We start from the raw sequence: 21,072 nt of genomic DNA, 5'->3' as shown, positions 1-21,072 counted from the left end.
AATGTTAAACTTCAAAGACGAACAATGTATTGCCTAGCGGAGGAAATATACGCAGACTCCTGTGGGAGGAAAAACAACGGTGAGATTCCGGAGTGCGAATAAGGATCAAAGGATAGGTACGCGACGTCCTGTCGCTTCGTCTGCACTAGTTAATCCTGTACGTCGCAACGCCTTCGTGACCTACATCCTGTAAGCCTGAGAAAGCTCCAGCCGCCCGCGGTAAGCGAAGTATATTTCCGGAGCGGCGTATATGAACCTAGTAGTAGTTCGGTTTTGTCTTGTATGAAAACACTTTTGTCTCAGCCTCATCTTTTTTCACCATTAAATGTGTGACATTAAGCAAAGGTGTCTTAATTATTTTTTTGAACTTGTCTAAAACAAAAAATGGGTCTGCTTTTCTAAAGATTGTTATTTTGTTGTTGAATTTCATCTTTTGCTAGTTTGCTGTTCGCGGTTTCAAGTGTACGTTCTTTATTGACAGAATCACCTGGTTCTAGATTATTGAGATTTGCTCGAATGGTCATGTCTTCTTGGTTAATGATTGTTTTTTGTTTGTTCTTTTTCATGGGTGAAGCCTCCTTTTCTATGATAGGGTTAGTATGACCAGTAAAAGGGGATAACATGAATAAGGATGAAAGATCACAAGAGAGGAGAGGGGAGACTATGCCAAAGATTCAACTAAAAAGAGTATACGATTCATTTGACCAATCAGATGGCCTTCGAATTCTTGTTGACCGGATTTGGCCACGAGGTATAAAAAAAGCAGATGCAAAATTGGATGAGTGGATGAAAGAGGTGGCACCTAGCTCCGAATTGAGAAAATGGTTCGGGCATGATCCTCAACGTTTTGAAGAATTTGAGCAAAAATATGTAAATGAACTTCGAAACGATGAAGAAAAGAAAGCTGCCTTTGAAAAGTTATGGGAAAAAGCAAAAAACAATGACATTAGCTTACTTTATGCTGCAAAAGATGAGCAACATAACCAAGCTGTCGTATTGAAAAAGGAACTCAGGTTGCGGAACAGATGGAGCAAATAGTGATGGGAAGGTGCAACCAAATATGAAGAAGCCTTTTTAATCCTGAAAGGTGTAACTTAAACTCGTATGGTAGTATTTAATCCTTTATAACATCTACATAAACCCGTATGGTGTGTTAACTCTTTTTTTTGTTGAGGTTTTCCGTGGGTACTTTTTCAAGTTTTGACAAAAAGGTGTCATTTAAAAAAACACCTTGCTTTCCAGTGAATTTCATAGTATATTAAATCTATAGAAAGTTAGTGAAAATATTCACAAACAAATATAAAATAACAAACATTCACTACAGTGTCCTAATATTTTTTTACATTCTAATGTGAATACTTTCACAAACAATAAAAAACAGGAGTGATTATGATGAATAAATGGTATGAAAATCGTTGGGTAGCAATTGTATGGGCTGCATTAAGAATTTGGTTAGGTGTTCAATGGTTAGAAGCAGGTTGGCATAAATTAGGCGCATTTGATGCAGGCGGATTTTTACAAGGGGCGTTAGCCAAAGCAGGAGGAGAAGCCCCAGTTGTCCAAGGATGGTATGCCGCTTTCCTTGAACATGTTGCCCTTCCCAATGTGAAGATTATCAACATCTTGATCCCAGCAGGGGAAATACTCGTTGGTCTTGGATTAATTGTCGGCGCATTGACAATCCCAGCTCTGATTGCAGGAGCATTCATGAACTTGAACTTCCTACTTGCAGGAACGATTAGCACAAATCCAATCTTACTTGCCGTAGCCATCATTCTCTTATTTGTCATCAATGGAACAGTATATTACGGAGTTGACCGCTTCTTAGTCCCAGCTACGATCAAAAATTTAAAAGACAAAAATATTTTTAAAAAGTTCCGAAGGGTTGCTACACAGTAATCTAAGAAGGGAAAGCTGAAAAATGCTTTCCCTTTTTTCTATTGAGAAAAACAAAGGATTTTGGCAATTTTTATCGAAATGGTCTATAAGAGGGACTGCAATTTAAGAATGTTAGAGGTGAAAACATGGAATATAAATGGTTAGAATGGGCGAAGAAAATTCAAGCCATTTCCCAAGCTGGATTAACATTTTCTAAGGATGTATATGATCTGGAACGATTTGAAGAATTGCGAAAAATTAGTGTAGAAATCATGGCTGATTATTCCGGGACAGAAATGGAAAAAGTGTATGAGTTGTTTGCGAATGAAACCGGTTATCAAACACCTAAATTGGATGTAAGAGGAGCCGTTTTTCAAAATAACCAAATCCTTTTAGTTCAAGAAAATTATGATGGAGCGTGGTCGTTACCTGGAGGTTTTTGTGATATTGGTCTTTCTCCATCCGAAAATATTATTAAAGAAATCACCGAAGAGGCAGGCTATGATGTCAATGTAAAAAAGTTACTTGCGGTTTGCGATACGCATAAACATGCACACCCGCCCCAGCCTTACCATTATTACAAATTGTTTTTTCAATGTGAGATTGTCGGGGGAAGTGCGACTAGTGGTGTAGAAACCGATGATGTTCAATTTTTTTCGAAAAATCATTTGCCAGCTTTATCCCAAAATCGCAATACTGAAGCACAAATACATATGCTTTTTGACTATCTGGAAAATCCAAATAAAGAGACATATTTTGATTAACCTTAAAAGAAGGAGCACAAAATGAAACCAAATATATTGATGATAATGGTCGATCAAATGCGTTTTGATTGTTTAAGTATTGCTGGCCATCCTGCTGTAGAAACGCCTAATCTCGATCAACTTGCCCTCCAGGGTGTTCGATTTACGAATGCTTATTCCGCGACCCCTACTTGCGTCCCCGCGCGAGCCGCCGTTTTAACTGGTATGTCTCAGCGATCGCATGGAAGAGTCGGCTATCAGGATCGGGTTCCCTATCAATATCCTCATTTGCTTCCAGAAGAAATGAGCCAAGCTGGATATCATACGCAAGCTGTTGGGAAAATGCATGTATATCCAACCCGGAATTTATGTGGCTTTCATAATGTTATTTTACATGATGGCTATTTACATCATAACCGAATGAAGGACACACCAGTTCAAGAATCCTTTGACCATACAGATGATTATTTACCTTGGCTTAGAGAACGACTTGGCGGGCATCGCGATCTAACTGATATCGGTTTGGATTGTAATGCTTCTGCTATGAGTCGACCATGGCATTTACCCGAAGAATTTCATCCAACCAATTGGGTTGTGACACAATCGATTGATTTCTTAAGAAGAAGAGATCCAAGCAAACCGTTCTTTTTAAAAATGTCCTTTGTCCGCCCGCATCCTCCGTTTGATCCACCACAGGCTTATTTCGATTATTATATGAGTCTGGATATGGATGAACCTGTTATAGGGGATTGGGCAAATGACCTAGATGAACGCCAGGAAGGCCTGTTGCCAACTGCTGGAGGCGGGAATGTGCCGAAGCAACGTTTGAAAAGAGCGAGAGCTGCTTATTATGCTTTGATTGCCCATATTGATGATCAAATAGGGCGGTTTATCCAAAGTCTTATTGAATATCAGGTTTATAATAATACGGTCATTTTATTTGTTTCAGATCATGGGGAATTATTAGGAGATCATCATTTATTGAGAAAATCTTTAGCCTATGAAGGAAGCGCAAAAGTTCCTTTTATCCTTTCAGATCCGGGGAATCAATTGGGATTGAAAAAAGGAACGACTTGCTCTCGTGTAGTGGAATTACGTGATATCATGCCAACCTTATTAGATGTTGCAGATATAGAAATTCCCTCAAGTGTAGAAGGAAAAAGTATCCTTCCATTAACTAAGGATGGAGAGAGTGACTGGCGAGAGTACCTTCATGGTGAACACACTCAAGGCAGGCAATCACATCATTTTATTGTCAATGGAAAAGAAAAATTCATTTGGTATTCACAAACTGGTGAAGAGCAATTTTTTGACTTAAAAGCAGATCCTTATGAAACGAAAAATTTAATCAATCAACAACCATACGCTCATAAAATAAATACTTTACGGCAATTATTAATAAAAGAGTTAGAAGGCAGAGAAGAAGGTTACTCAGATGGAACACAACTAATTGTTGGGCAACGGCCTCAGGCTGTTCTACACAATAGTAAAAATAATATAGACTAATAAAAGATTAGGGATGGACGCGAACAATGTCCATCCCTAATTCCTTGGTCTTGCAGATATTAATTTTTACGTCTTTGCGCCCTTTTGTCCGCTTCGTCTGCTCTTTCCATGGCTTCTAGGTCATTTTGATCTGCTGCTTCTTGTGAAAATTCTACATCAAGACCATCCGATTTCATATTGTTTGGCACCTGCGGAAGCTTTTGTTTATTCTTGTCACGGGCCTTTCTTCGATCATCTCTACCCATATCTGAACCCTCCATTATATTGTGTTATTTTCTTCTTGAATGCGTATAACCGCCAGCTCGATCTGCCTGTTTAAATTCTTTTGCATAAAGCACTTCTTGTGTTGTAGATAATGTACTCTTCGTTTGAACGTTTTTATTTTTGCTCATAAGGACCAACTCCTTCTGATCGTGGCTTTCCCTATCATTTTTCTCAAAAACCTTGATAAACATACATGCAAGAGATTATGGTAAAATAGAGCCAGTAAATAAGAAAGCAGGGGTGATTAGCGGTGGCGATCATCACCAAAATTACAGCGCAAAAGAAAAGAGCAGATCGCTATAATCTTTATTTGGATGAGAAATACGCTTTTAGTGTGGATGAAGCGATATTAATTCGAAATGGATTAGTAAAAGGCAAAGAATTAGCTGATTTTGAGGTTGTTCAGCTACAATATGAGGACGAAATTCGAAAAGCCTATAATGAAGCGATCCATTATTTATCATTCCGTATGAGAGCCGAAGGCGAAATTAAGAAGCATTTAGCTAAAAAAGATTGGAATGAACAAGTCATTGAACAAGTAATGCAAAAATTACAGGAGCATCGCTATGTGGATGATCTGGAGTTTTCGAAGGCTTATGTGCGTACGCAAATAAATGCGGGGAAGAAAGGTCCAGCTAATATAAAACAGGAACTATTACAAAAGGATATTTCAAATGCAAACATAGAAGAGGCATTAGCTCTTTACAAAAAAGCAGACCAAATTGATCACGCTATTCAGTTGGGCAATAAATATGCGATGAAAAATAAAAAACTCTCTGAAAAGATATTAAAGCAAAAGTTGGAGCAGTTTTTACAGACGAAGGGTTTTCCATTTTCAATTATCGCAGTGGCAATCGAAGAAATTGAGTATGAAAAAGACGAAGATGAGGAATGGGAATCTCTTCTCAAACATGGAGAAAAAGCTCATCGAAAATATCAACATTTAGAAGGATATGAATACAACCAAAAGATGAAGCAAGCGTTATTTCGTAAAGGCTTTGAAATAGACATGATTGGCCGTTTTTTAGATCAAAGAGAGTAAAGGGGATTTTTGTAATGGAAAGGGAAAAAAAATACAGTGAAATGACGAATGAAGAACTTAAACACGAAATTGCTTTAACGAAAGAGAAGGCAAGAAAGGCTGAACAACTTGGGATGGTCAATGAATTTGCTGTTATGGAACGAAGAGCCGTAATGGCAGAGGCTTACTTGTTATCCCCGGCTGATTTTATCCCCGGTGAAATTTATGCGGTAGAAGGGGCACCTGGGACTTATTTTAAAATCGATTATCTAAAAGGGGTGTTTGCCTGGGGCTATCGATTAAATGGAGCAGGGGAAGAGGAGGCATTGCCAATTTCCTTACTTAAAAAAGTATAAAGTGAAATTTTAATCATGGGATATGACTGCTTTTTAATGTGGAATAAAAATCATCCAGTGAGAGATTGCTCCCACTGGATGAAGGTCAGCTTTATCCCGCATTAACTGGCTCCCACTTCAAGAATGCGTGAAAAGTAAACTAGAATTGTAAGTGGGGGATCAACAGCCAGTAAAAGCCCGATTTGTTCAACTAACAATCAGTGTAAAACCCCCACTGATTGAAGTTTCACTTTATTTTTTGTATCGTGTTACAGCATTTCTTTCTCTGATGATGTCTGTTTGGGAAAGCTCTGTTTGCCCATTTACTTGAGAACTCATTTTTTTCGGATTATAAAACCCGCGGTTAAAAGGACTTAAACTACGGTTTTGATGTGTATTCCCATCGCTTTTACCCATTGAAAATCCTCCTTGTTGGTGAATAATCAGGACTGATTGGAATTATCTTCTCGATTCCCAGATGCTCTCATTTTGCCTTGTGGATCGGTATTAATCGTTCCATTTGCTCGCATTGGAGAATATTCAGCCTTTGCTCGTGGTTCACCTTCAAATTTATTTTCATTTTTATATGGGAAATCTTTTGCTTTATTACGCAATGGGACACCCTCCTTTAGTTGACGGTTTTTAAGTCGTCACCTTTATTATGGATTACAAACTGAAAAACATACGTCCAAAGGATAGCTGGCAAAGTCCCGCCCTTAGTCGATAACTATATTTAATTTTTTTCTAAGTTTTTCCTCACTATAAATCCAGCCAGTATAGGAAGTGAGGATTTGTAGCTCCGCGTCTAAATGCACAATGGCAACGAAGGGGTAATGTCCATTACTTCTATATCTTAAGTCAATAAAACGCACTTCTTTATAATCATCGAATTCTTTAATTTCCCAACGATATATTGGAGAAAAAGATAAGAAAGCTGAAACATTTTTATCTTGTTTTGCAGCTTCAATTTCTGGGGTTTCAGGGACAGGAATCCGATTAAATTTATCAAAGATGGTAATGGAACGTTTAAACGCCCGGCCAACATAGAAAAATTCCTTTGAAATCACAGCCAATCGCCATTGATTAAAATGCATCGTAGGTGCGATAATGATTTCTTCCGCATCTGGAATGGTTTTTAGTACGGCTGACTTTACGACCTTCTGCATAATAAACCGCAGAAGATAGTAGAAAAATACAACAATATATAGGGTTAAAAATGTGGCACCGGGGTCTGCTCCAAATGCCCAAATGAAAATAGCTAAGATGTGTAGTCCAAAGATGATCGGATCAAAGGTGTTAATAACCCCCAATGCGACCCAGTTTGCCGAGAAAGGCCGTAATGCCTGAGTCCCGTAGGCATTGAAAATATCAACAAAGACATGTAAAAAAACAGCTGCAAAGGACCAAAGCCACAAATGAAATAAATTGGCTTCTGGGAAAATGAAAGCAACCAAAGCCGTCACAACGAGTGGCCAAAATAAAATAGCAGGTATAGAGTGAGTCACTCCGCGGTGATTCCTTATATAAACGGCATTATTACGTAGTTTTAAAAAAGTATCAATATCAGGTATTTGCGATCCAATGATGGCCGCTACTAAAACACTATGAGTATTGGCGGTGCTTTCAGCAACAACTGGATCTAGGGTAGCGAGCCCACCAATCGCAACACCCATGGCAAAATGAGTGGCAGTATCCAAACTAAATCCTCCTTAGAAAAGGGTATTCGTGATCTTTGATTCCTTATTTTAATAATATTTTAAAAAAATTGAGAATGCAATATGGGACTTGAAGTCCTATCATTTTTATGATTCCCTAAATGGAGTATTAATTAACCTGTAGGAGCGTTAAATATGGAAGAATCTAATTTAGAACGTAATGATATAAATATTCAACAATTTCGTGAAGATTTGCTTGACTGGTTTGTAGAAGAACAACGTGATCTTCCGTGGCGAAAAGATAATCACCCATATAAAGTATGGGTATCGGAAATTATGTTACAACAAACAAGGGTAGATACAGTCATTCCCTATTTTGAACGGTTTATGAAAGCATTCCCTACGATGGAAGCTTTTGCTGCTGCCGATGATGAATCGATTCTCAAAATATGGGAGGGTCTAGGATACTATTCCCGTGTTCGAAATTTGCATTCAGCTGTAAAAGAAGTAGTGGAGCAATACGAAGGGAAAGTGCCCGATACTCAAAAAGAAATTTCAAAATTAAAAGGGGTCGGCCCCTATACAGCTGGTGCGATTCTAAGTATTGCCTATGGAAAACCAGAGCCAGCTGTAGATGGAAACGTTATGCGTGTGCTATCTAGAATCTTATTAATCGAAGAAGACATAGCAAAGCCTTCAACAAGAAAAGTATTTGAAGCAGCTGTTCGGACCTTAATTGATCCGGCCAATCCCTCATACTTTAATCAAGCTTTAATGGAATTAGGAGCCCTTATATGCACGCCAACATCTCCCGCCTGTCTGCTTTGCCCAGTAAGGGAGCATTGTCAAGGGTATGCGAATGGGAAGGAACAAGTACTGCCAATTAAGACACGGAAAAAATCAGTGAAGCATCTCTCTTTAGTATCAGCCGTATTAAAAACAACTGATGATCGTTATCTTATTCGCAAAAGACCGAATGAAGGCCTACTAGCGAATCTCTGGGAATTTCCTACAACAGAAGTAGTTACAACTAAGCAATACTCTACCCAAAGACAAGCATTATCCAGATATCTAAAGGAAGAATACAAGGAAAATATACAGCTTGAAACAGGGACTTTTACTCATGTGGATCATGTTTTTTCTCATTTAACATGGTCAATGGATGTTTTTGCAGGCGAGATCATCAAAACATTGAATCATCCAGATGAGGTTCGTCTTGTTACGCAAGAGGAGCTTGAAGCTCTCGCGTTCCCTGTACCACATCAAAAGATTTGGAAAGCCTATAAAGAGATGTACAGCATGAAAAGCATTAATTAAAAATGCTCTTTATTGTCCAAGCATCGACATCAAGGTAAACTATACATAGGAAAAAGAAAGGTTGATGAAAAATGAATAAAGTAGCACTCGTCACAGGAAGTAGTCGTGGTGTAGGTAAGGCAACAGCGATCGCTTTAGCAAAACTAGGATATGATATTGTAGTAAACTATGCACGTAGTAAAAGTAAGGCTAAGGAAACTGCGGAGGAAATTGAGAAAATAGGCAGAAAAGCTCTCATTGTTCGAGCGAATATAGGCGATGTGGATAAAATTAAGGCGATGTTTGCTACAATTGATCAGGAATTTGGCAGGCTGGACGTTTTAATTAATAATGCAGCTTCAGGTGTTTTGCGACCTATTATGGAAATCGAAGAAACGCACTGGAATTGGACAATGAATATTAACGGGAAAGGAGTACTTTTCTGTGCTCAAGAAGCCGCAAGGTTAATGGAAAAAACAGGTGGAGGAAGGATTGTGAGCTTAAGTTCTCTAGGCTCGATTCGTTATTTAGAGAACTATACAAATGTGGGCGTATCAAAGGCGGCTGTCGAGTCACTTACAAGGTATTTAGCTGTTGAATTAGCGCAAAAAAACATTGTGGTGAACGCTGTTTCAGGTGGAGCGATTGATACAGAAGCTTTAACACATTTCCCGAATCGAGAAGAGCTGCTAGAGGATGCAAGAAAACATACCCCTGCAGGACGAATAGTCGAAATCGATGATATTGTAAAGACTATTTTATTTTTAGTCTCTGATGATGCTTGGATGATCAGAGGACAAACGATTATTGTAGATGGCGGGCGCTCTATTCTCGTATAGGAAGCAGTTCGTAACTTTTAGAGGATGTTCAAAAAGTCTGGTAAAAATGACACTGCAGGATATAAGATCTTCGAGTAAGTCCCGATACGTCCTGTGTCGAACGTCGAAGTTCACCATACACACGCAAGTCCGCTCTTCGGGAAAGAAAATCACTTTTCCCTCGTGCGATGTGGATTGGAAGGAGCTTTCCTTGTGCTCGAAGGCTTCAGCGCCTTAACCGACTTTGTTCTTTTTATCCACCTTTTGAATGTGCACTTTTAAAATTTTTTTTGTTTTTTTGGGATTAAAATTTCATGTTTGGTTACATTAACAAACGTGGAGGTGATACCATTGGCAAACAAAAAATCTCAAGCGGGCACAAACGTTGAAAAAGTAAAACAACAAAACGCTGCTAGCACACAAGGAAATTACGAGACTGAATTCGCTAGCGAAACAGATGCTCAATCTGTAAAAGAGCGTAATAAAAAAGCAGAAGCTAACAAAGCAAATAACTCTGGAAATTACGGACAACAATAATGTCCAACAAAGGTCTAACTTTCATTTGAAAGTTAGACCTTTATTTTTTTGTATTCTTCTTTCAAAGGAAAATGTGTAAACGGATTGGTTTTAAAAGAGAACGAAAAACGTTATAATAAAAATATTAATAAAACTTGAAACGTACTTTAACCAAGGAAACGATTGTATAGGGAGAGAGAAAGTAGGAGAAATCAATGCAAATTCCAGTTGAAGGAGAGAATATACAAATACACAGTTACAAACATGATGGTCATTTACATCGTGTTTGGGAAGAAACGAAAGTATTGAAAGCAAATAGTCATTTACTTATTGGTGGAAATGATCATACGTTAGTAACGGAATCAGATGGGAGAACATGGATCACTCGTGAACCAGCGATTACCTATTTTCATACAAACTTATGGTTCAATATTATTGGAATGCTCAGGGACGATGGTATTTATTATTACTGTAACTTAGGCTCCCCTTTTGTTGTGGATGTAGAGGCGTTAAAATACATCGACTATGATTTGGATATTAAAGTGTTTCCAGACATGACATATTCACTTCTAGATGAGGATGAATACGAATACAATCGATTACATATGGGATATCCCGAAGAGATTGACCATATCTTAAAAAGAAATGTGGAAAAGCTTATCTTTTGGATTCGGCAAAGAAAAGGCCCATTTTCAGCAGATTTTATAGATATTTGGTATGACCGCTATTTGAGTTATAGAGGTTAGGCTTGCTGGATTCAGGTCAGGAGGTTGCTAGAGACGTATAGGATGTACAGGACACAGCTTTACCTACTCATTCGTGAATAAGCGCTTTTGCTTCTCTATTGTCTAGCTTCCAGCGCTTAGCCCCGAGAGGCTCGCAGAATGCAAGCCCATCGGCGTTGCGACGTACAGGATGTACTAGTGCAGATGAAACGCTAGGACGTCGCGAACTTAGCCGATGTTGAAATAACCTGAACCAATAAAAGTCAAAACCGGACTTTTCTTGTCTCAGCTGATCAAGGCGTTTTTGCTTTTCTATGTTAGGAGTGAGTTTTTGGTTTGGGAGTTATCAAAAGATATTTAAAGTTTGTTAAACCGTATCGCTGGAGGATATTTTGGACCCTTATTATAGGAGTAATTAAATTTGCGATTCCGCTTCTTATTCCGATGTTAATGAAGTATGTGATTGATGATGTCATTAGTGCGGAAAATATGACTGCTACGGAAAAAACCACTCAATTATTTTGGACGATGGGCATCATGTTTACGCTTTTCATTATCATCAGGCCACCTGTTGAATACTTCAGACAATATTTTGCACAGTGGACAGCTAATAAAGTTTTATATGATATTCGAGATCGCTTATTTACACATATTCAGAAATTAAGTTTTAAATTTTACTCCAATACTCGAGCAGGGGAGATCATTTCAAGGGTTATTAATGATGTCGAGCAAACGAAGGACTTTGTTATCACTGGACTAATGAATCTATGGCTTGATGCGGCTACAGTTATTATTGCGATTATTATTATGGTATCACTTGATGTTCCGTTAACACTTGTTTCTCTGGCCGTATTCCCATTCTACATCATATCTGTTCGTTATTTCTTTGGGAATATGCGCAAACTTACTCGACAACGATCTCAAGCACTTGCACAGGTTCAAAGTTATCTACATGAAAGAGTTGCAGGAATGTCGATCATCAAAAGTTTTGCGATCGAGGACCACGAGCAAACGCAATTTGATCAAAACAACAGTCATTTTTTAAACAGGGCATTAATTCATACAAGTTGGACAGCAAAGGCTTTTGCTGTCGTCAATACGATTACTGATTTAGCCCCATTAATTGTTATTACATACTCAGGTTACCAGGTAATCAACGGAAATCTTTCAATTGGGACCTTGGTTGCTTTTATGGGGTATGTTGAGAGATTGTACAATCCTTTAAGACGTTTAGTGAATTCGTCAACAACCTTAACTCAAGCTATTGCTTCGATGGACCGAGTGTTTCAATTAGCTGATGAAAAATATGATATTGAAGATGCACCTGATGCGATTGAACCGGCGCAAGTAAAAGGAGATATTCAATTTGATCATGTTACTTTTGCCTATGATCAAAAGGAGAAGCCTGTTTTAGAAGATATTCATTTGCATGTACAAACAGGTGAAACGATTGCACTCGTTGGTATGAGTGGAGGAGGCAAATCAACACTTGTCAGTTTGATTCCACGGTTCTATGATGTTAGTTCCGGAAGAGTGCTCTTAGATGGAGAAGATATTCGCCATTTAAAAGTACGAAGTCTGCGAGATCGCATTGGAATGGTACTGCAGGATAATATTTTATTTAGTGACTCTGTGAAAGCCAATATTTTGCTAGGAAAACCAGAAGCAACTGATGAAGAGGTTTATCAAGCCGCAAAAGCCGCAAATGCTCATGAATTTATTATCAATCTATCTGATGGCTATGAGACAATGGTTGGTGAGAGAGGGGTTAAGCTATCTGGTGGGCAAAAACAAAGGATTGCAATCGCCCGTGTCTTTCTTAAAAATCCACCGCTCTTAATTTTGGATGAAGCCACTTCAGCACTTGACCTTGAAAGTGAACATCTTATCCAAGAGGCTCTTGACATCTTAGCAAAGGATCGAACAACATTTATTATTGCTCACCGTCTGTCTACGATTACCCATGCAGATCGAATTATACTGATTGAACATGGACGAATCAGTGAAATGGGAACACATGAGGAATTGATGCAGAAACAAGGAAACTATTCTCGACTCTTTGAAGTCCAGCAATTAGGTGTTTAGCTAAGTCTAATATTTAGATAGGCGAAATAATATATAAAAAGATGTGGCTTTTTACCAGCCACATCTTTTTACTTTGTAAAAACGGCGTCTTTCTTATGATACAGTTGGAAGGAACGAATTAATCGATCTAGGTGTTCCAGTTGTTCTTCATATTCAAGTAAAGCTGAGAAAAAGTGAATCAGATGATAGGGTTGATACTCATTATAATCTTCGTCTTTCTTCACTTCTGTAATAAAGCGATCAAAAAGTTGGCTGATTTCCACATTTTCATCTTGAAAAGGATCTAGTTCTATTTCTTGCCGCACTCTCCCCATAAATTTCATTAATAATTGTTCATGATAACTTAGCAGGAAATCTAGTCTTCTGCGTGTGTGAACTTGTAAATCCTCAGGTAATTGGTGTAAGACATTTTCATATTTATGCTGTAAATTTAAAATGGCTAGGCTATTGTGATTAACATGAATCATTTGCCGATAAATGACAAGCTTTCTTGCCTTGGAATATTCACTTCTCCGAAAATATTTTCTTTCTTCCTTATACATGGAATATAGTTGATTATTTCCTGATGAACGTTCTTTTAATTGGGCTAGATCCTTTTTTAAAAGACCTTCTTCTGAGGCAAAGCGAGTGGATAATCTCGTCCATTTAATAATATCCTCTGTTACTGAAGAAATGCCTTGGAAAAGCTTTGTCTCGTATTTAGGCGGTAGAAAAACTAGGTTCACAATAAATGATGAGACGATTCCTAGGAAAATCGAACCTGAACGTAATAAGGCTACTTGAAGAAAATCGTCCGTTGGTGCTGCCATTACAGCCACGATTGTCACAAGGGCAAGACGGATCGCATTTTCAAGTTTAAATCTAACCATAAGGCCAATAGCCACAACTGCAGCTAAGCCGATCACTAAAATATGATTACCAAAAGCAAGTACGAAGCCGATAGCTATGGCAGCTCCAAGAATATTTCCTTGTACCTGTTCAAGGCCGGTTAAATAAGATCGATAAATCGTTGGCTGTATAGCAAAAATAGCCGCAATCCCAACAAAAGCAGGTGTTGGAATATGGAGAAGCTCTGCAAGCATTAAAGCCAAAATGATGGCTATTCCCGTTTTTAACATGCGGGCACCAAGCTTCATATACATTTTCCTTTCATTGGGTGATAAGAACGGATAGCGTTTTGGAAGAACAGCCTATCTCTATTCAGGCGCTTTACAATTTTCTCTCTTAGTAAAATTAGGTATTGGAAAGCTGTGCAAATGAAAGTTCAACAGCTTTTATTGTTTCTTCAATGTCTTCCTTTGTATGAGCGGTTGTAATAAACCAAGCTTCATATTTAGATGGAGCAAGATTAATACCATGGTGAAGAATTTGCTTGAAAAACCGCGCGAAAAGTTCTCCATCCGTGCTTTCTGCTTGATTATAGTTTATAACCTTTTCCTGTGTAAAATAAACGGTTAAAGCCCCTTTTAAACGATTAATGGAAATGGAAATATTATATTTGTTGGCAGCCTCTAAAATTCCTTTTTCTAAAAGGGCCCCTAGCTGATCAAGTTGTTCATACACCCCTTCTTTTTGTAAAACTTCTAAACAAGCAATTCCTGATAACATGGAAGCCGGATTTCCAGCCATGGTACCTGCCTGATATGCTGGGCCAAGAGGAGCAACTTTTTCCATAATTTCCTTTTTCCCTCCATAGGCACCGATTGGAAGGCCGCCACCGATAATTTTACCAAGTGCAGTCAAATCTGGGGTAACACCAAGTAAATCCTGGGCTCCACCATACATAAAACGAAAAGCAGTAATCACCTCATCAAAAATCAAAAGGGAACCAGCCTCATGCGTTAATTTCTTCACTTCCTCTAGGTAACCAGGGAAGGGTTCAACAATGCCAAAATTACCTACAATTGGTTCGGTTAGAACTGCCGCAATTTCAGGCCCCCATTTTTCGATAGCATCTCGAAATGCCTCAATATCATTATAAGGAACCGTGATGACTTCCTTAGCAATGCTTTGTGGGACTCCGGCAGAATCAGGCATTCCTAATTGCGATGGACCAGAGCCGGCTGCAACCAAAACAAGATCTGAATGGCCATGGTAGCAACCAGCAAATTTTAAAATCTTATCTCTTCCAGTGTAGGCTCTCGCCACGCGAATCGTCGTCATGACAGCTTCAGTACCGGAATTTACAAATCGAACTTTATCAAGGGATGGAATAGCTTCCTTAATCATTTTTGCAAATCTCACTTCGTGGGGAGTGGGAGTACCATATAAGACCCCCAATTCAGCCGCCTTTTTAATAGCGTCTGTAATATGTGGATGGGCATGGCCTGTGATAATAGGTCCGTACGCCCCTAAATAGTCAATATATCGATTACCATCTACATCATATAAATACGCACCATTTCCTTTTTCCATGACAATCGGGGCTCCGCCGCCGACAGCTTTATAGGAACGGGATGGACTGTTTACTCCTCCAACAATATGTTTCGTCGCTTCTTTTTGGATGCTTTCTGATTGTGTAACATTCATCGTTAAGACTCCTTTTTTCTCGGTGTATAAAGCATAATCATTTTATGCGAATTTGCATTCTTATAAATCCACAAGCTTCTATTATTGTAGACGTTCTGCGTAAACTGCGCAATGAAAGGGAATCAAGTTTTAAAGGATGTCGCTAACCAGTTGATTCTGCTTTTCTCCATCTAGCTTCGGTTCCCAGCAAATTTACGACTTCTTCGACGATGAGTCAACTTCGCTTCAGCTCATCGTGTTTCCTATATCTCGTCAGAAGACTTGAAATTTGGACGACGCTAACCAGTCGCCTCTGCTTTTCTTAGTTCTATTCGCATTTTTATTTTCGTAACATATAGAACAGAAAGGAAAAGTGATGTTAATGTGGTATATTATCTTTTTTGCAGTAATCATTTGTATTCTTTTCGCATTAAGATTATTGTTTATCCCTAATCGCTTTAAATATAAACAAGTTTCTTTTGAAAATTTCGCCTTTTTAGGCTGTACATATGTGGTGATCATGATTGGTTTTGGGCTACTTTTTCTTTTATTGGAGATTAAGGGCTGGACGGTGATCATTGATTCTTCACTCCAGGAATCTAGTGGTTGGAATCAGCGTTTATCAACCTCTTTATATTTAAGTGCGATAACCTTATTTTCAGTGGGTTTTGGAGATGTAGTGCCTGTTGGAATTGGCCGCCTATTTGTAATGATCGAAGCTTTACTAGGTTATACAATCCCAGCCGCTTTTGTAGTACGAACCTTTATAGATTATGAACGGCCTAAATGATCAAATATTTGAATTCCCGCACATTTTTTTGTACGCTTAATGAAATGATGAACAGAGGGGGAACTTATTGATGTCTGTAACTGTGAATGAGATGGCACCAGATTTTCAACTCCAAGCCAGTAATGGAGAAATGGTCAAGCTGTCAGATTTTCGAGGAAAAAAACATGTGGTTTTATATTTTTATCCGAAAGATATGACCCCTGGTTGTACAACCGAAGCTTGTGATTTTCGAGACCATCATGAAGATTTCTCCGCATTAGATGCCGTGATTTTGGGTGTAAGCGCAGACCAACTTGAGAAGCATGAGAAATTCATTGATAAGCATGGATTGCCATTTTTATTGCTTGTTGATAATGAACATGAAGTAGCTGAGAAATTTGATGTCTGGAAGTCGAAGAAAATGTTTGGGAAAGAATTTATGGGGATTGAACGCTCGACATTTATTATTGATAAAGAGGGTAAAGTAGCCAAGGAATGGCGTAAAGTCAAAGTAAGCGGTCATGTGCAAGAAGCATTGAATTTTATCCAAACTAACCTATCTTAAGTGATCGCTGTAAGTGGATGTCTGCTAAGATCTTCGCCAATGAAGCTAGGTGTCGGATGTCAAACCGAAATGCAGCTACAAGCTAGAATTTTATAAATTTTTTAACAATAGTGAAAAATAATGGCCTATTTTTCGAAAAAGCCGGCTGTTGTCCATTCTAAATAAGCACCCGCGCATAAAGTAAAGTAGGGCATACCTCCTCATTGCATATAAATTTTTCCGGGCTGATTTATTTCAGCCCACTTTTTATTTTAAGTGCATGTTCAAAAAAAGAGGATAAAAAGGACCAAGCGTATATTCAGTATATCGAAAGATCGAGGCGGACTTGTACAGGATATACTGATTTTCATGTTGCTCACAGGAAAACTTCGCAGAATCCACATCAGACGAAGGAAAGTGGCTTTCTTTTTCGAGCAACGTAGGAACAAGCCAACGGGCTATCGAAGGACGTGCTGGCACTTAGTAGAAATCCTTACCGCACTTTTGAACATCGTTTAAAGATATTCATGAATGGAAGGACAGGGAATATAATGAAGATATATACAAAGACAGGCGACAAAGGCACAACTTCTTTAGTATATGGAAGTCGAATATCTAAGCATGATATTCGAGTGGATGCATATGGAACAGTTGACGAAGCGAATTCAATGATTGGGTTGGCACTAAGTCATCTTCATAATATGGAAAATGAGCAAATAAATAACCTAAAAAAAGCTTTTCACAAAATCCAAACAATGCTTTTTCATGTAGGGGCAGAACTATCTACCCCACCAGAAAAAGAAGTAGCATGGAAAGTTTTGGAAAAAGATGTGCTTGAATTGGAGACGTTGATTGACCAGTGGGAAGAAAAAATACCTCAGCTTAAAAATTTCATTTTACCAGGAGGACATCCAGCTGGTGCCACATTACATACTGCAAGAACGATAGTACGGAGAGCGGAAAGATTAGCAGTTGCCGTGGAGGTTCAAAATGACTTTGTCCTTCCGTATTTAAACCGGCTTTCCGATTTATTATTTGTATCCGCTCGATATGTGAATCATACCTTAGGCTATGAAGAAATGAACCTTCATGATTAAGTGGATACATTGACGTATCAACTAATTTTTAGTAAACTTAATTATAAGAATTATAAATAGATAATCAATTTTATGTTAGAAAAGAGGTGCATGACGGTGTCAGAACATCAATTAAAAGAAGCAATCCACACACTAAAGGAAACTGGAGTTCGAATCACTCCTCAGCGTCATGCGATTTTGGAGTTTCTTGTCCAATCGATGTCACACCCAACTGCAGATGAAATTTATAAATCACTTGAAGGTAAGTTCCCGAACATGAGTGTTGCAACCGTATATAATAATTTACGTGTTTTTCGTGAAGCAGGCCTAGTCAAAGAGCTTACGTATGGAGATGCCTCAAGTAGATTTGATTTTGTGACATCTGACCACTATCATGCTATTTGTGAGCATTGTGGTAAAATTGTTGACTTTCATTATCCAGGACTAGACGATGTAGAGCAATTAGCTGCACATGTCACTGGCTTTAAAGTGGACTCTCATAGGATGGAAATTTATGGTGTTTGTCCTGATTGTCACGATAAAAAGACACATTGAAAAATTAAAAAATAGCAACCTATTGGAGAATAGGTTGCTATTTTTTTGCTAAAACTTCGTTTATCCTGGCATCACTGTTGGAAGTACCCCTAATCCTAGACGATTCTTACTACCCCTCAACGGAAGGCTGCTCCTGTGTTAATTGATGTTTCTTTGCAAGCTCTCCTTCCTTATGGAAACGGCTATGACAGATAAGGAAGGTAACATATGCCATAAAGCTAAAGATCATGAGAAAGGCAACTGGCAAATAATATAAAACAACCAGCATTAGTCCTATAAAAATAATCGATAAAAGTGTAGTCGGGAAATATTTTACCGAAAAGAAGAATGAATTTTTAATGGTTGACCATAAAGTTAATTTATAATGTACCATCATTGGGAAAATATAGACGAATGTTAATGTTCCAATAAGAGCAATTAAAAATAAGGAGGCCAACAAAAGGTTTTGCATCACATTTCCTAAACTACTGATCAGCATAAAATCAATATAGAAGATATACGAAAAAACTAAAACGATGATCCCTAAAATAAAGCTTTGTTTAAAATTATCTTTGAAGAAACGAAAAAAAGGTACAAATACGGCTGAATCTTTCTTCATTATATATTGCCGAACCACTCCGAACATCGCAGCTGTTGCTGGGAAAATCGTAATGACTGGAAGACACATAATAAACCAAAGGATATTTAAAAGGAAGAAAAAAGACACCGTTTCCAAAATGCTGTACAATCTGCTGTTTAAAATATTCAATGTCTCACCAACTATCTGTTAAATTCTTGTACTTAATTATATTATAACATGAATCTTTCATTTCTGAAACGAAGTTTGTGAATCTAGTAAATCTAATTGCTTAAGGAAGTTTGAGGAGGGGATTTCCCCTCGAAAATTCCTCTATTGTCTTCTTTTTCGATTGTATTTTTCGTCGAATTCGACCCCTTCAAGATTAGGATCAATAGTTAAAGGTTCATGACAATACATACACATGTCTACTCTACCCAATATTTTCGTCGTCTTACCGCAATTCGGACAGACAACCTGTACAGCCTTAGTTGAAAGCATACCAATCCAAAAATAGATGAAGACACTGGCAACGATAGCAAGTAGCCCAAGCAACATAAAGATGGTCATCACTAAAGGATGGTTTTTAAAGAAAATCCCTACATACATAATAATGAAACCGATAAAGATTAGACCCAATGCAAAAGAACGGATCTTATTTATCTTACTCGAATATTTTTTTGCCATTACAAGCCCTCCTGAAAATAAACTATACCATAATCAATGGTACACGTCCCATTAATTACTTAAACTTTGATGGCGAAAAATCGAAAAAACTTTTGCAATTAAGCAATGAAATGATGGGTACTTAGATTTATTTACTCTATGCTCGTGTCAGTTAGAAGGAATTTATAGAAAAATGTCGAAACCTATATTTTAAATCGATTTATTTGGAGGGTAAAACAGGATGGAGGATATTTTAAGACATATATATCAAGAGCGAGCAAGCATGGAAAATTCTCTGGGGGTTTTACAAATTCATAAGAAACCTCATATCCCTGCCATTACAAACAACTTTGACATTATCTTACTTGTAATCGTTTATGATATAGAGAAAGAACCAACGATTTTGAAGCACTATCAATTTGAGGATGTTAAAATTGCCTTGCAAATTGTTAGTGATCAGCAATTGAGGGAATGGTTATTGCTTGGGACTAATAGAAAAATTGTCGAATGGGTTCATGTTGGCAAGATTCTATTTGATAAAAATGATTATCTCTTTAATCTCCAAAATGAACTTGAAGACTTCCCATTATATGAAAGGGAAATAAAAACAGGGATTGAATTCGCTAAGTTAATTAGAAGATATTGGATGGCCAAAGGGTTCTTTGAGACAAAACAGTTTATGGATGCATTTAATCACACTGTCCACTCTCTGCATCATCTAGCCCGTTTAGCCATTATTGAAAAAGGTTTGCATCCTGAGCTCACTGTCTGGAATCAGGTGAAACAATTAGATCCAGAAATTTATAAGTTATATGAAGAACTAACGAAAAGTGATGAACCAATTGAAAAAAGATTAGAGTTGCTTTTTATCGCGAGTGAATTTTTAATTTATTCTAGAACAGCGGCTGGGACCAAACATGTAAAGAAAATATTAAAAATGCAGCCTGATTGGAATATGAATGAAATTAAATCCCATCCTGAATTAACTTATTATGGGACTGATCTAAACATATTGATTGAACATCTCGTAGAAAAGGATGTGATAGATTCCTTTCAAGTAGAATCGAAAACGCCCGGATTATTCCATATAAAATATAAAATGGAATAATTTTTCAAAAAAAGTATTGACGAAGAATATAATTCTTGTTATATTAGTAAGCGTCGCTGATGACAAAGAAAAAACAGCAAACAACAACATGAAAAAAAGTCTTGACTTTCTTAATCGAATAAAGTATTATAAGAAAGTCGCTGTCGAGGCGGCGAACAAGAATTTGATCTTTGAAAACTGAACGAAACGAACGTCAATAAATATTGGATAAATGGTTTTGAACCATTGCCAGCAATTGAGTAGAAACAACACTTTTATGAGAGTTTGATCCTGGCTCAGGACGAACGCTGGCGGCGTGCCTAATACATGCAAGTCGAGCGAATCAGATAGGAGCTTGCTCCTTGACGATTAGCGGCGGACGGGTGAGTAACACGTGGGCAACCTACCTGTAAGACTGGGATAACTCGCGGAAACGCGAGCTAATACCGGATAATTTCTTTCTTCACAT

General features: G+C 37.9%; 26 protein-coding genes and 1 rRNA gene. 17 read left to right on the top strand and 10 right to left on the bottom strand.

What is annotated here, in order from left to right; translation table 11 throughout:
• Positions 1–398: 398 nt before the first annotated feature.
• Positions 399–566 (bottom strand): hypothetical protein, encoded by a 168-nt coding sequence (locus KI375_RS25600; RefSeq protein WP_207450684.1) that lies wholly within the window; start codon positions 564–566, stop codon positions 399–401.
• Positions 567–663: 97 nt separating this feature from the next.
• Between KI375_RS25600 and KI375_RS25595 the strand changes: the two genes are divergently transcribed.
• The 4 genes from KI375_RS25595 to KI375_RS25580 all read left to right on the top strand — a co-directional run bounded on the left by KI375_RS25595 (position 664) and on the right by KI375_RS25580 (position 4,127).
• Complete coding sequence (locus tag KI375_RS25595) at positions 664–1,038, top strand: DUF488 domain-containing protein (protein ID WP_212976202.1); 375 nt, start codon at positions 664–666, stop codon at positions 1,036–1,038.
• Between the two features lie 351 nt (positions 1,039–1,389).
• Positions 1,390–1,899 (top strand): DoxX family membrane protein, encoded by a 510-nt coding sequence (locus KI375_RS25590; protein ID WP_207450463.1) that lies wholly within the window; start codon positions 1,390–1,392, stop codon positions 1,897–1,899.
• Between the two features lie 125 nt (positions 1,900–2,024).
• Positions 2,025–2,642 carry an NUDIX hydrolase gene (locus tag KI375_RS25585; RefSeq protein ID WP_212976201.1) on the top strand — a complete coding sequence of 206 codons (618 nt, stop codon included), beginning with the start codon at positions 2,025–2,027 and terminating at the stop codon, positions 2,640–2,642.
• Positions 2,643–2,663: 21 nt separating this feature from the next.
• Entirely contained in the window at positions 2,664–4,127 is a 1,464-nt protein-coding gene (locus tag KI375_RS25580; protein WP_212976200.1) for an arylsulfatase, read from the top strand.
• 59 nt (positions 4,128–4,186) lie between these two features.
• On the opposite strand, the gene KI375_RS25575 is transcribed toward KI375_RS25580, so the two are convergent.
• Together KI375_RS25575 and KI375_RS25570 are read right to left on the bottom strand one after the other, a co-directional pair.
• Positions 4,187–4,372: a YfhD family protein gene (locus KI375_RS25575; RefSeq protein WP_212976199.1), complete on the bottom strand. Its 186-nt coding sequence runs from the start codon at positions 4,370–4,372 to the stop codon at positions 4,187–4,189.
• A 24-nt stretch (positions 4,373–4,396) separates the two neighbouring features.
• The gene (locus KI375_RS25570) at positions 4,397–4,519 is read right to left on the bottom strand and encodes a YfhE family protein (protein WP_158323265.1); all 123 of its coding nucleotides are present in this window, start codon (positions 4,517–4,519) and stop codon (positions 4,397–4,399) included.
• 122 nt (positions 4,520–4,641) lie between these two features.
• Here KI375_RS25570 and recX point away from each other — a divergent pair, with 122 nt between their 5' ends.
• Together recX and KI375_RS25560 are read left to right on the top strand one after the other, a co-directional pair.
• A complete protein-coding gene (recX, locus tag KI375_RS25565; RefSeq protein WP_212976198.1) occupies positions 4,642–5,433 on the top strand; it encodes a recombination regulator RecX in 792 nt (263 codons plus the stop codon).
• Between the two features lie 14 nt (positions 5,434–5,447).
• Entirely contained in the window at positions 5,448–5,768 is a 321-nt protein-coding gene (locus KI375_RS25560) for a YfhH family protein (RefSeq protein WP_212976197.1), read from the top strand.
• A gap of 231 nt (positions 5,769–5,999) precedes the next feature.
• On the opposite strand, the gene KI375_RS25555 is transcribed toward KI375_RS25560, so the two are convergent.
• The 3 genes from KI375_RS25555 to KI375_RS25545 form a co-directional block, all read right to left on the bottom strand.
• A complete protein-coding gene (locus KI375_RS25555) occupies positions 6,000–6,164 on the bottom strand; it encodes a YpzG family protein (RefSeq protein WP_207450454.1) in 165 nt (54 codons plus the stop codon).
• A 26-nt stretch (positions 6,165–6,190) separates the two neighbouring features.
• Positions 6,191–6,361, bottom strand: a complete 171-nt coding sequence (locus KI375_RS25550) for a small, acid-soluble spore protein K (RefSeq protein ID WP_212976196.1) — start codon at positions 6,359–6,361, stop codon at positions 6,191–6,193.
• Between the two features lie 102 nt (positions 6,362–6,463).
• Positions 6,464–7,444 (bottom strand): metal-dependent hydrolase, encoded by a 981-nt coding sequence (locus KI375_RS25545; RefSeq protein ID WP_207450452.1) that lies wholly within the window; start codon positions 7,442–7,444, stop codon positions 6,464–6,466.
• A gap of 153 nt (positions 7,445–7,597) precedes the next feature.
• Here KI375_RS25545 and mutY point away from each other — a divergent pair, with 153 nt between their 5' ends.
• From mutY to KI375_RS25520, 5 genes are all read left to right on the top strand, one after another.
• Positions 7,598–8,719, top strand: a complete 1,122-nt coding sequence (gene mutY / locus KI375_RS25540) for an A/G-specific adenine glycosylase (protein ID WP_212976195.1) — start codon at positions 7,598–7,600, stop codon at positions 8,717–8,719.
• 71 nt (positions 8,720–8,790) lie between these two features.
• A complete protein-coding gene (gene fabL, locus KI375_RS25535; protein ID WP_212976194.1) occupies positions 8,791–9,537 on the top strand; it encodes an enoyl-[acyl-carrier-protein] reductase FabL in 747 nt (248 codons plus the stop codon).
• Positions 9,538–9,867: 330 nt separating this feature from the next.
• Positions 9,868–10,053, top strand: coding sequence for a gamma-type small acid-soluble spore protein (locus tag KI375_RS25530; RefSeq protein ID WP_212976193.1), 186 nt, complete (start codon positions 9,868–9,870; stop codon positions 10,051–10,053).
• A 194-nt stretch (positions 10,054–10,247) separates the two neighbouring features.
• Positions 10,248–10,778 (top strand): nucleoside tri-diphosphate phosphatase, encoded by a 531-nt coding sequence (gene ntdP / locus KI375_RS25525; protein ID WP_207450444.1) that lies wholly within the window; start codon positions 10,248–10,250, stop codon positions 10,776–10,778.
• 315 nt (positions 10,779–11,093) lie between these two features.
• A complete protein-coding gene (locus KI375_RS25520) occupies positions 11,094–12,842 on the top strand; it encodes an ABC transporter ATP-binding protein (RefSeq protein ID WP_212976192.1) in 1,749 nt (582 codons plus the stop codon).
• A 68-nt stretch (positions 12,843–12,910) separates the two neighbouring features.
• Here the strand turns inward: KI375_RS25520 and KI375_RS25515 are convergent, their stop codons facing one another.
• Positions 12,911–13,978: an FUSC family protein gene (locus KI375_RS25515; protein WP_212976191.1), complete on the bottom strand. Its 1,068-nt coding sequence runs from the start codon at positions 13,976–13,978 to the stop codon at positions 12,911–12,913.
• A 97-nt stretch (positions 13,979–14,075) separates the two neighbouring features.
• Complete coding sequence (locus KI375_RS25510) at positions 14,076–15,371, bottom strand: glutamate-1-semialdehyde 2,1-aminomutase (RefSeq protein ID WP_212976190.1); 1,296 nt, start codon at positions 15,369–15,371, stop codon at positions 14,076–14,078.
• A gap of 355 nt (positions 15,372–15,726) precedes the next feature.
• On the opposite strand from KI375_RS25510, the gene KI375_RS25505 reads away from it, so the two are divergent.
• The 4 genes from KI375_RS25505 (at position 15,727) to perR (ending at position 18,294) form a co-directional block, all read left to right on the top strand.
• A complete protein-coding gene (locus KI375_RS25505) occupies positions 15,727–16,140 on the top strand; it encodes an ion channel (RefSeq protein WP_306419875.1) in 414 nt (137 codons plus the stop codon).
• Positions 16,141–16,210: 70 nt separating this feature from the next.
• The gene (bcp, locus tag KI375_RS25500) at positions 16,211–16,684 is read left to right on the top strand and encodes a thioredoxin-dependent thiol peroxidase (RefSeq protein ID WP_212976189.1); all 474 of its coding nucleotides are present in this window, start codon (positions 16,211–16,213) and stop codon (positions 16,682–16,684) included.
• 530 nt (positions 16,685–17,214) lie between these two features.
• A complete protein-coding gene (locus tag KI375_RS25495) occupies positions 17,215–17,760 on the top strand; it encodes a cob(I)yrinic acid a,c-diamide adenosyltransferase (RefSeq protein WP_212976188.1) in 546 nt (181 codons plus the stop codon).
• Between the two features lie 96 nt (positions 17,761–17,856).
• Positions 17,857–18,294 (top strand): Fur family transcriptional regulator, encoded by a 438-nt coding sequence (gene perR, locus KI375_RS25490; RefSeq protein ID WP_207450431.1) that lies wholly within the window; start codon positions 17,857–17,859, stop codon positions 18,292–18,294.
• Between the two features lie 109 nt (positions 18,295–18,403).
• Here the strand turns inward: perR and KI375_RS25485 are convergent, their stop codons facing one another.
• Together KI375_RS25485 and KI375_RS25480 are read right to left on the bottom strand one after the other, a co-directional pair.
• Positions 18,404–19,042: a YesL family protein gene (locus tag KI375_RS25485; RefSeq protein WP_212976187.1), complete on the bottom strand. Its 639-nt coding sequence runs from the start codon at positions 19,040–19,042 to the stop codon at positions 18,404–18,406.
• 141 nt (positions 19,043–19,183) lie between these two features.
• Complete coding sequence (locus tag KI375_RS25480; RefSeq protein WP_207450427.1) at positions 19,184–19,537, bottom strand: YgzB family protein; 354 nt, start codon at positions 19,535–19,537, stop codon at positions 19,184–19,186.
• Between the two features lie 220 nt (positions 19,538–19,757).
• On the opposite strand from KI375_RS25480, the gene KI375_RS25475 reads away from it, so the two are divergent.
• Both KI375_RS25475 and KI375_RS25470 read left to right on the top strand, forming a co-directional pair.
• Positions 19,758–20,624, top strand: coding sequence for a nucleotidyltransferase-like protein (locus KI375_RS25475; protein ID WP_212976186.1), 867 nt, complete (start codon positions 19,758–19,760; stop codon positions 20,622–20,624).
• Between the two features lie 252 nt (positions 20,625–20,876).
• Positions 20,877–21,072 (top strand): 16S ribosomal RNA (locus KI375_RS25470); the annotation flags it as partial.

The sequence above is a fragment of the Bacillus sp. J14TS2 genome, from assembly GCF_018333015.1.
GTDB lineage: Bacteria > Bacillota > Bacilli > Bacillales > Bacillaceae_C > Lederbergia.
Note: the sequence above shows the minus strand (reverse complement) of the source record. Positions and strands in the feature narration are given on the sequence as shown.

Bases quoted from the DNA above. Each gene is read 5' to 3' on its own strand.
- KI375_RS25600 (WP_207450684.1), bottom strand. From the start codon at position 566: ATGAAAAAGAACAAACAAAAAACAATCATTAACCAAGAAGACATGACC.
- KI375_RS25595 (WP_212976202.1), top strand. From the start codon at position 664: ATGCCAAAGATTCAACTAAAAAGAGTATACGATTCATTTGACCAATCA.
- KI375_RS25590 (WP_207450463.1), top strand. From the start codon at position 1,390: ATGATGAATAAATGGTATGAAAATCGTTGGGTAGCAATTGTATGGGCT.
- KI375_RS25585 (WP_212976201.1), top strand. From the start codon at position 2,025: ATGGAATATAAATGGTTAGAATGGGCGAAGAAAATTCAAGCCATTTCC.
- KI375_RS25580 (WP_212976200.1), top strand. From the start codon at position 2,664: ATGAAACCAAATATATTGATGATAATGGTCGATCAAATGCGTTTTGAT.
- KI375_RS25575 (WP_212976199.1), bottom strand. From the start codon at position 4,372: ATGGGTAGAGATGATCGAAGAAAGGCCCGTGACAAGAATAAACAAAAG.
- KI375_RS25570 (WP_158323265.1), bottom strand. From the start codon at position 4,519: ATGAGCAAAAATAAAAACGTTCAAACGAAGAGTACATTATCTACAACA.
- KI375_RS25560 (WP_212976197.1), top strand. From the start codon at position 5,448: ATGGAAAGGGAAAAAAAATACAGTGAAATGACGAATGAAGAACTTAAA.
- KI375_RS25555 (WP_207450454.1), bottom strand. From the start codon at position 6,164: ATGGGTAAAAGCGATGGGAATACACATCAAAACCGTAGTTTAAGTCCT.
- mutY (WP_212976195.1), top strand. From the start codon at position 7,598: ATGGAAGAATCTAATTTAGAACGTAATGATATAAATATTCAACAATTT.
- fabL (WP_212976194.1), top strand. From the start codon at position 8,791: ATGAATAAAGTAGCACTCGTCACAGGAAGTAGTCGTGGTGTAGGTAAG.
- ntdP (WP_207450444.1), top strand. From the start codon at position 10,248: ATGCAAATTCCAGTTGAAGGAGAGAATATACAAATACACAGTTACAAA.
- KI375_RS25515 (WP_212976191.1), bottom strand. From the start codon at position 13,978: ATGAAGCTTGGTGCCCGCATGTTAAAAACGGGAATAGCCATCATTTTG.
- KI375_RS25510 (WP_212976190.1), bottom strand. From the start codon at position 15,371: ATGAATGTTACACAATCAGAAAGCATCCAAAAAGAAGCGACGAAACAT.
- KI375_RS25505 (WP_306419875.1), top strand. From the start codon at position 15,727: ATGTTAATGTGGTATATTATCTTTTTTGCAGTAATCATTTGTATTCTT.
- bcp (WP_212976189.1), top strand. From the start codon at position 16,211: ATGTCTGTAACTGTGAATGAGATGGCACCAGATTTTCAACTCCAAGCC.
- KI375_RS25495 (WP_212976188.1), top strand. From the start codon at position 17,215: ATGAAGATATATACAAAGACAGGCGACAAAGGCACAACTTCTTTAGTA.
- KI375_RS25480 (WP_207450427.1), bottom strand. From the start codon at position 19,537: ATGGCAAAAAAATATTCGAGTAAGATAAATAAGATCCGTTCTTTTGCA.
- KI375_RS25475 (WP_212976186.1), top strand. From the start codon at position 19,758: ATGGAGGATATTTTAAGACATATATATCAAGAGCGAGCAAGCATGGAA.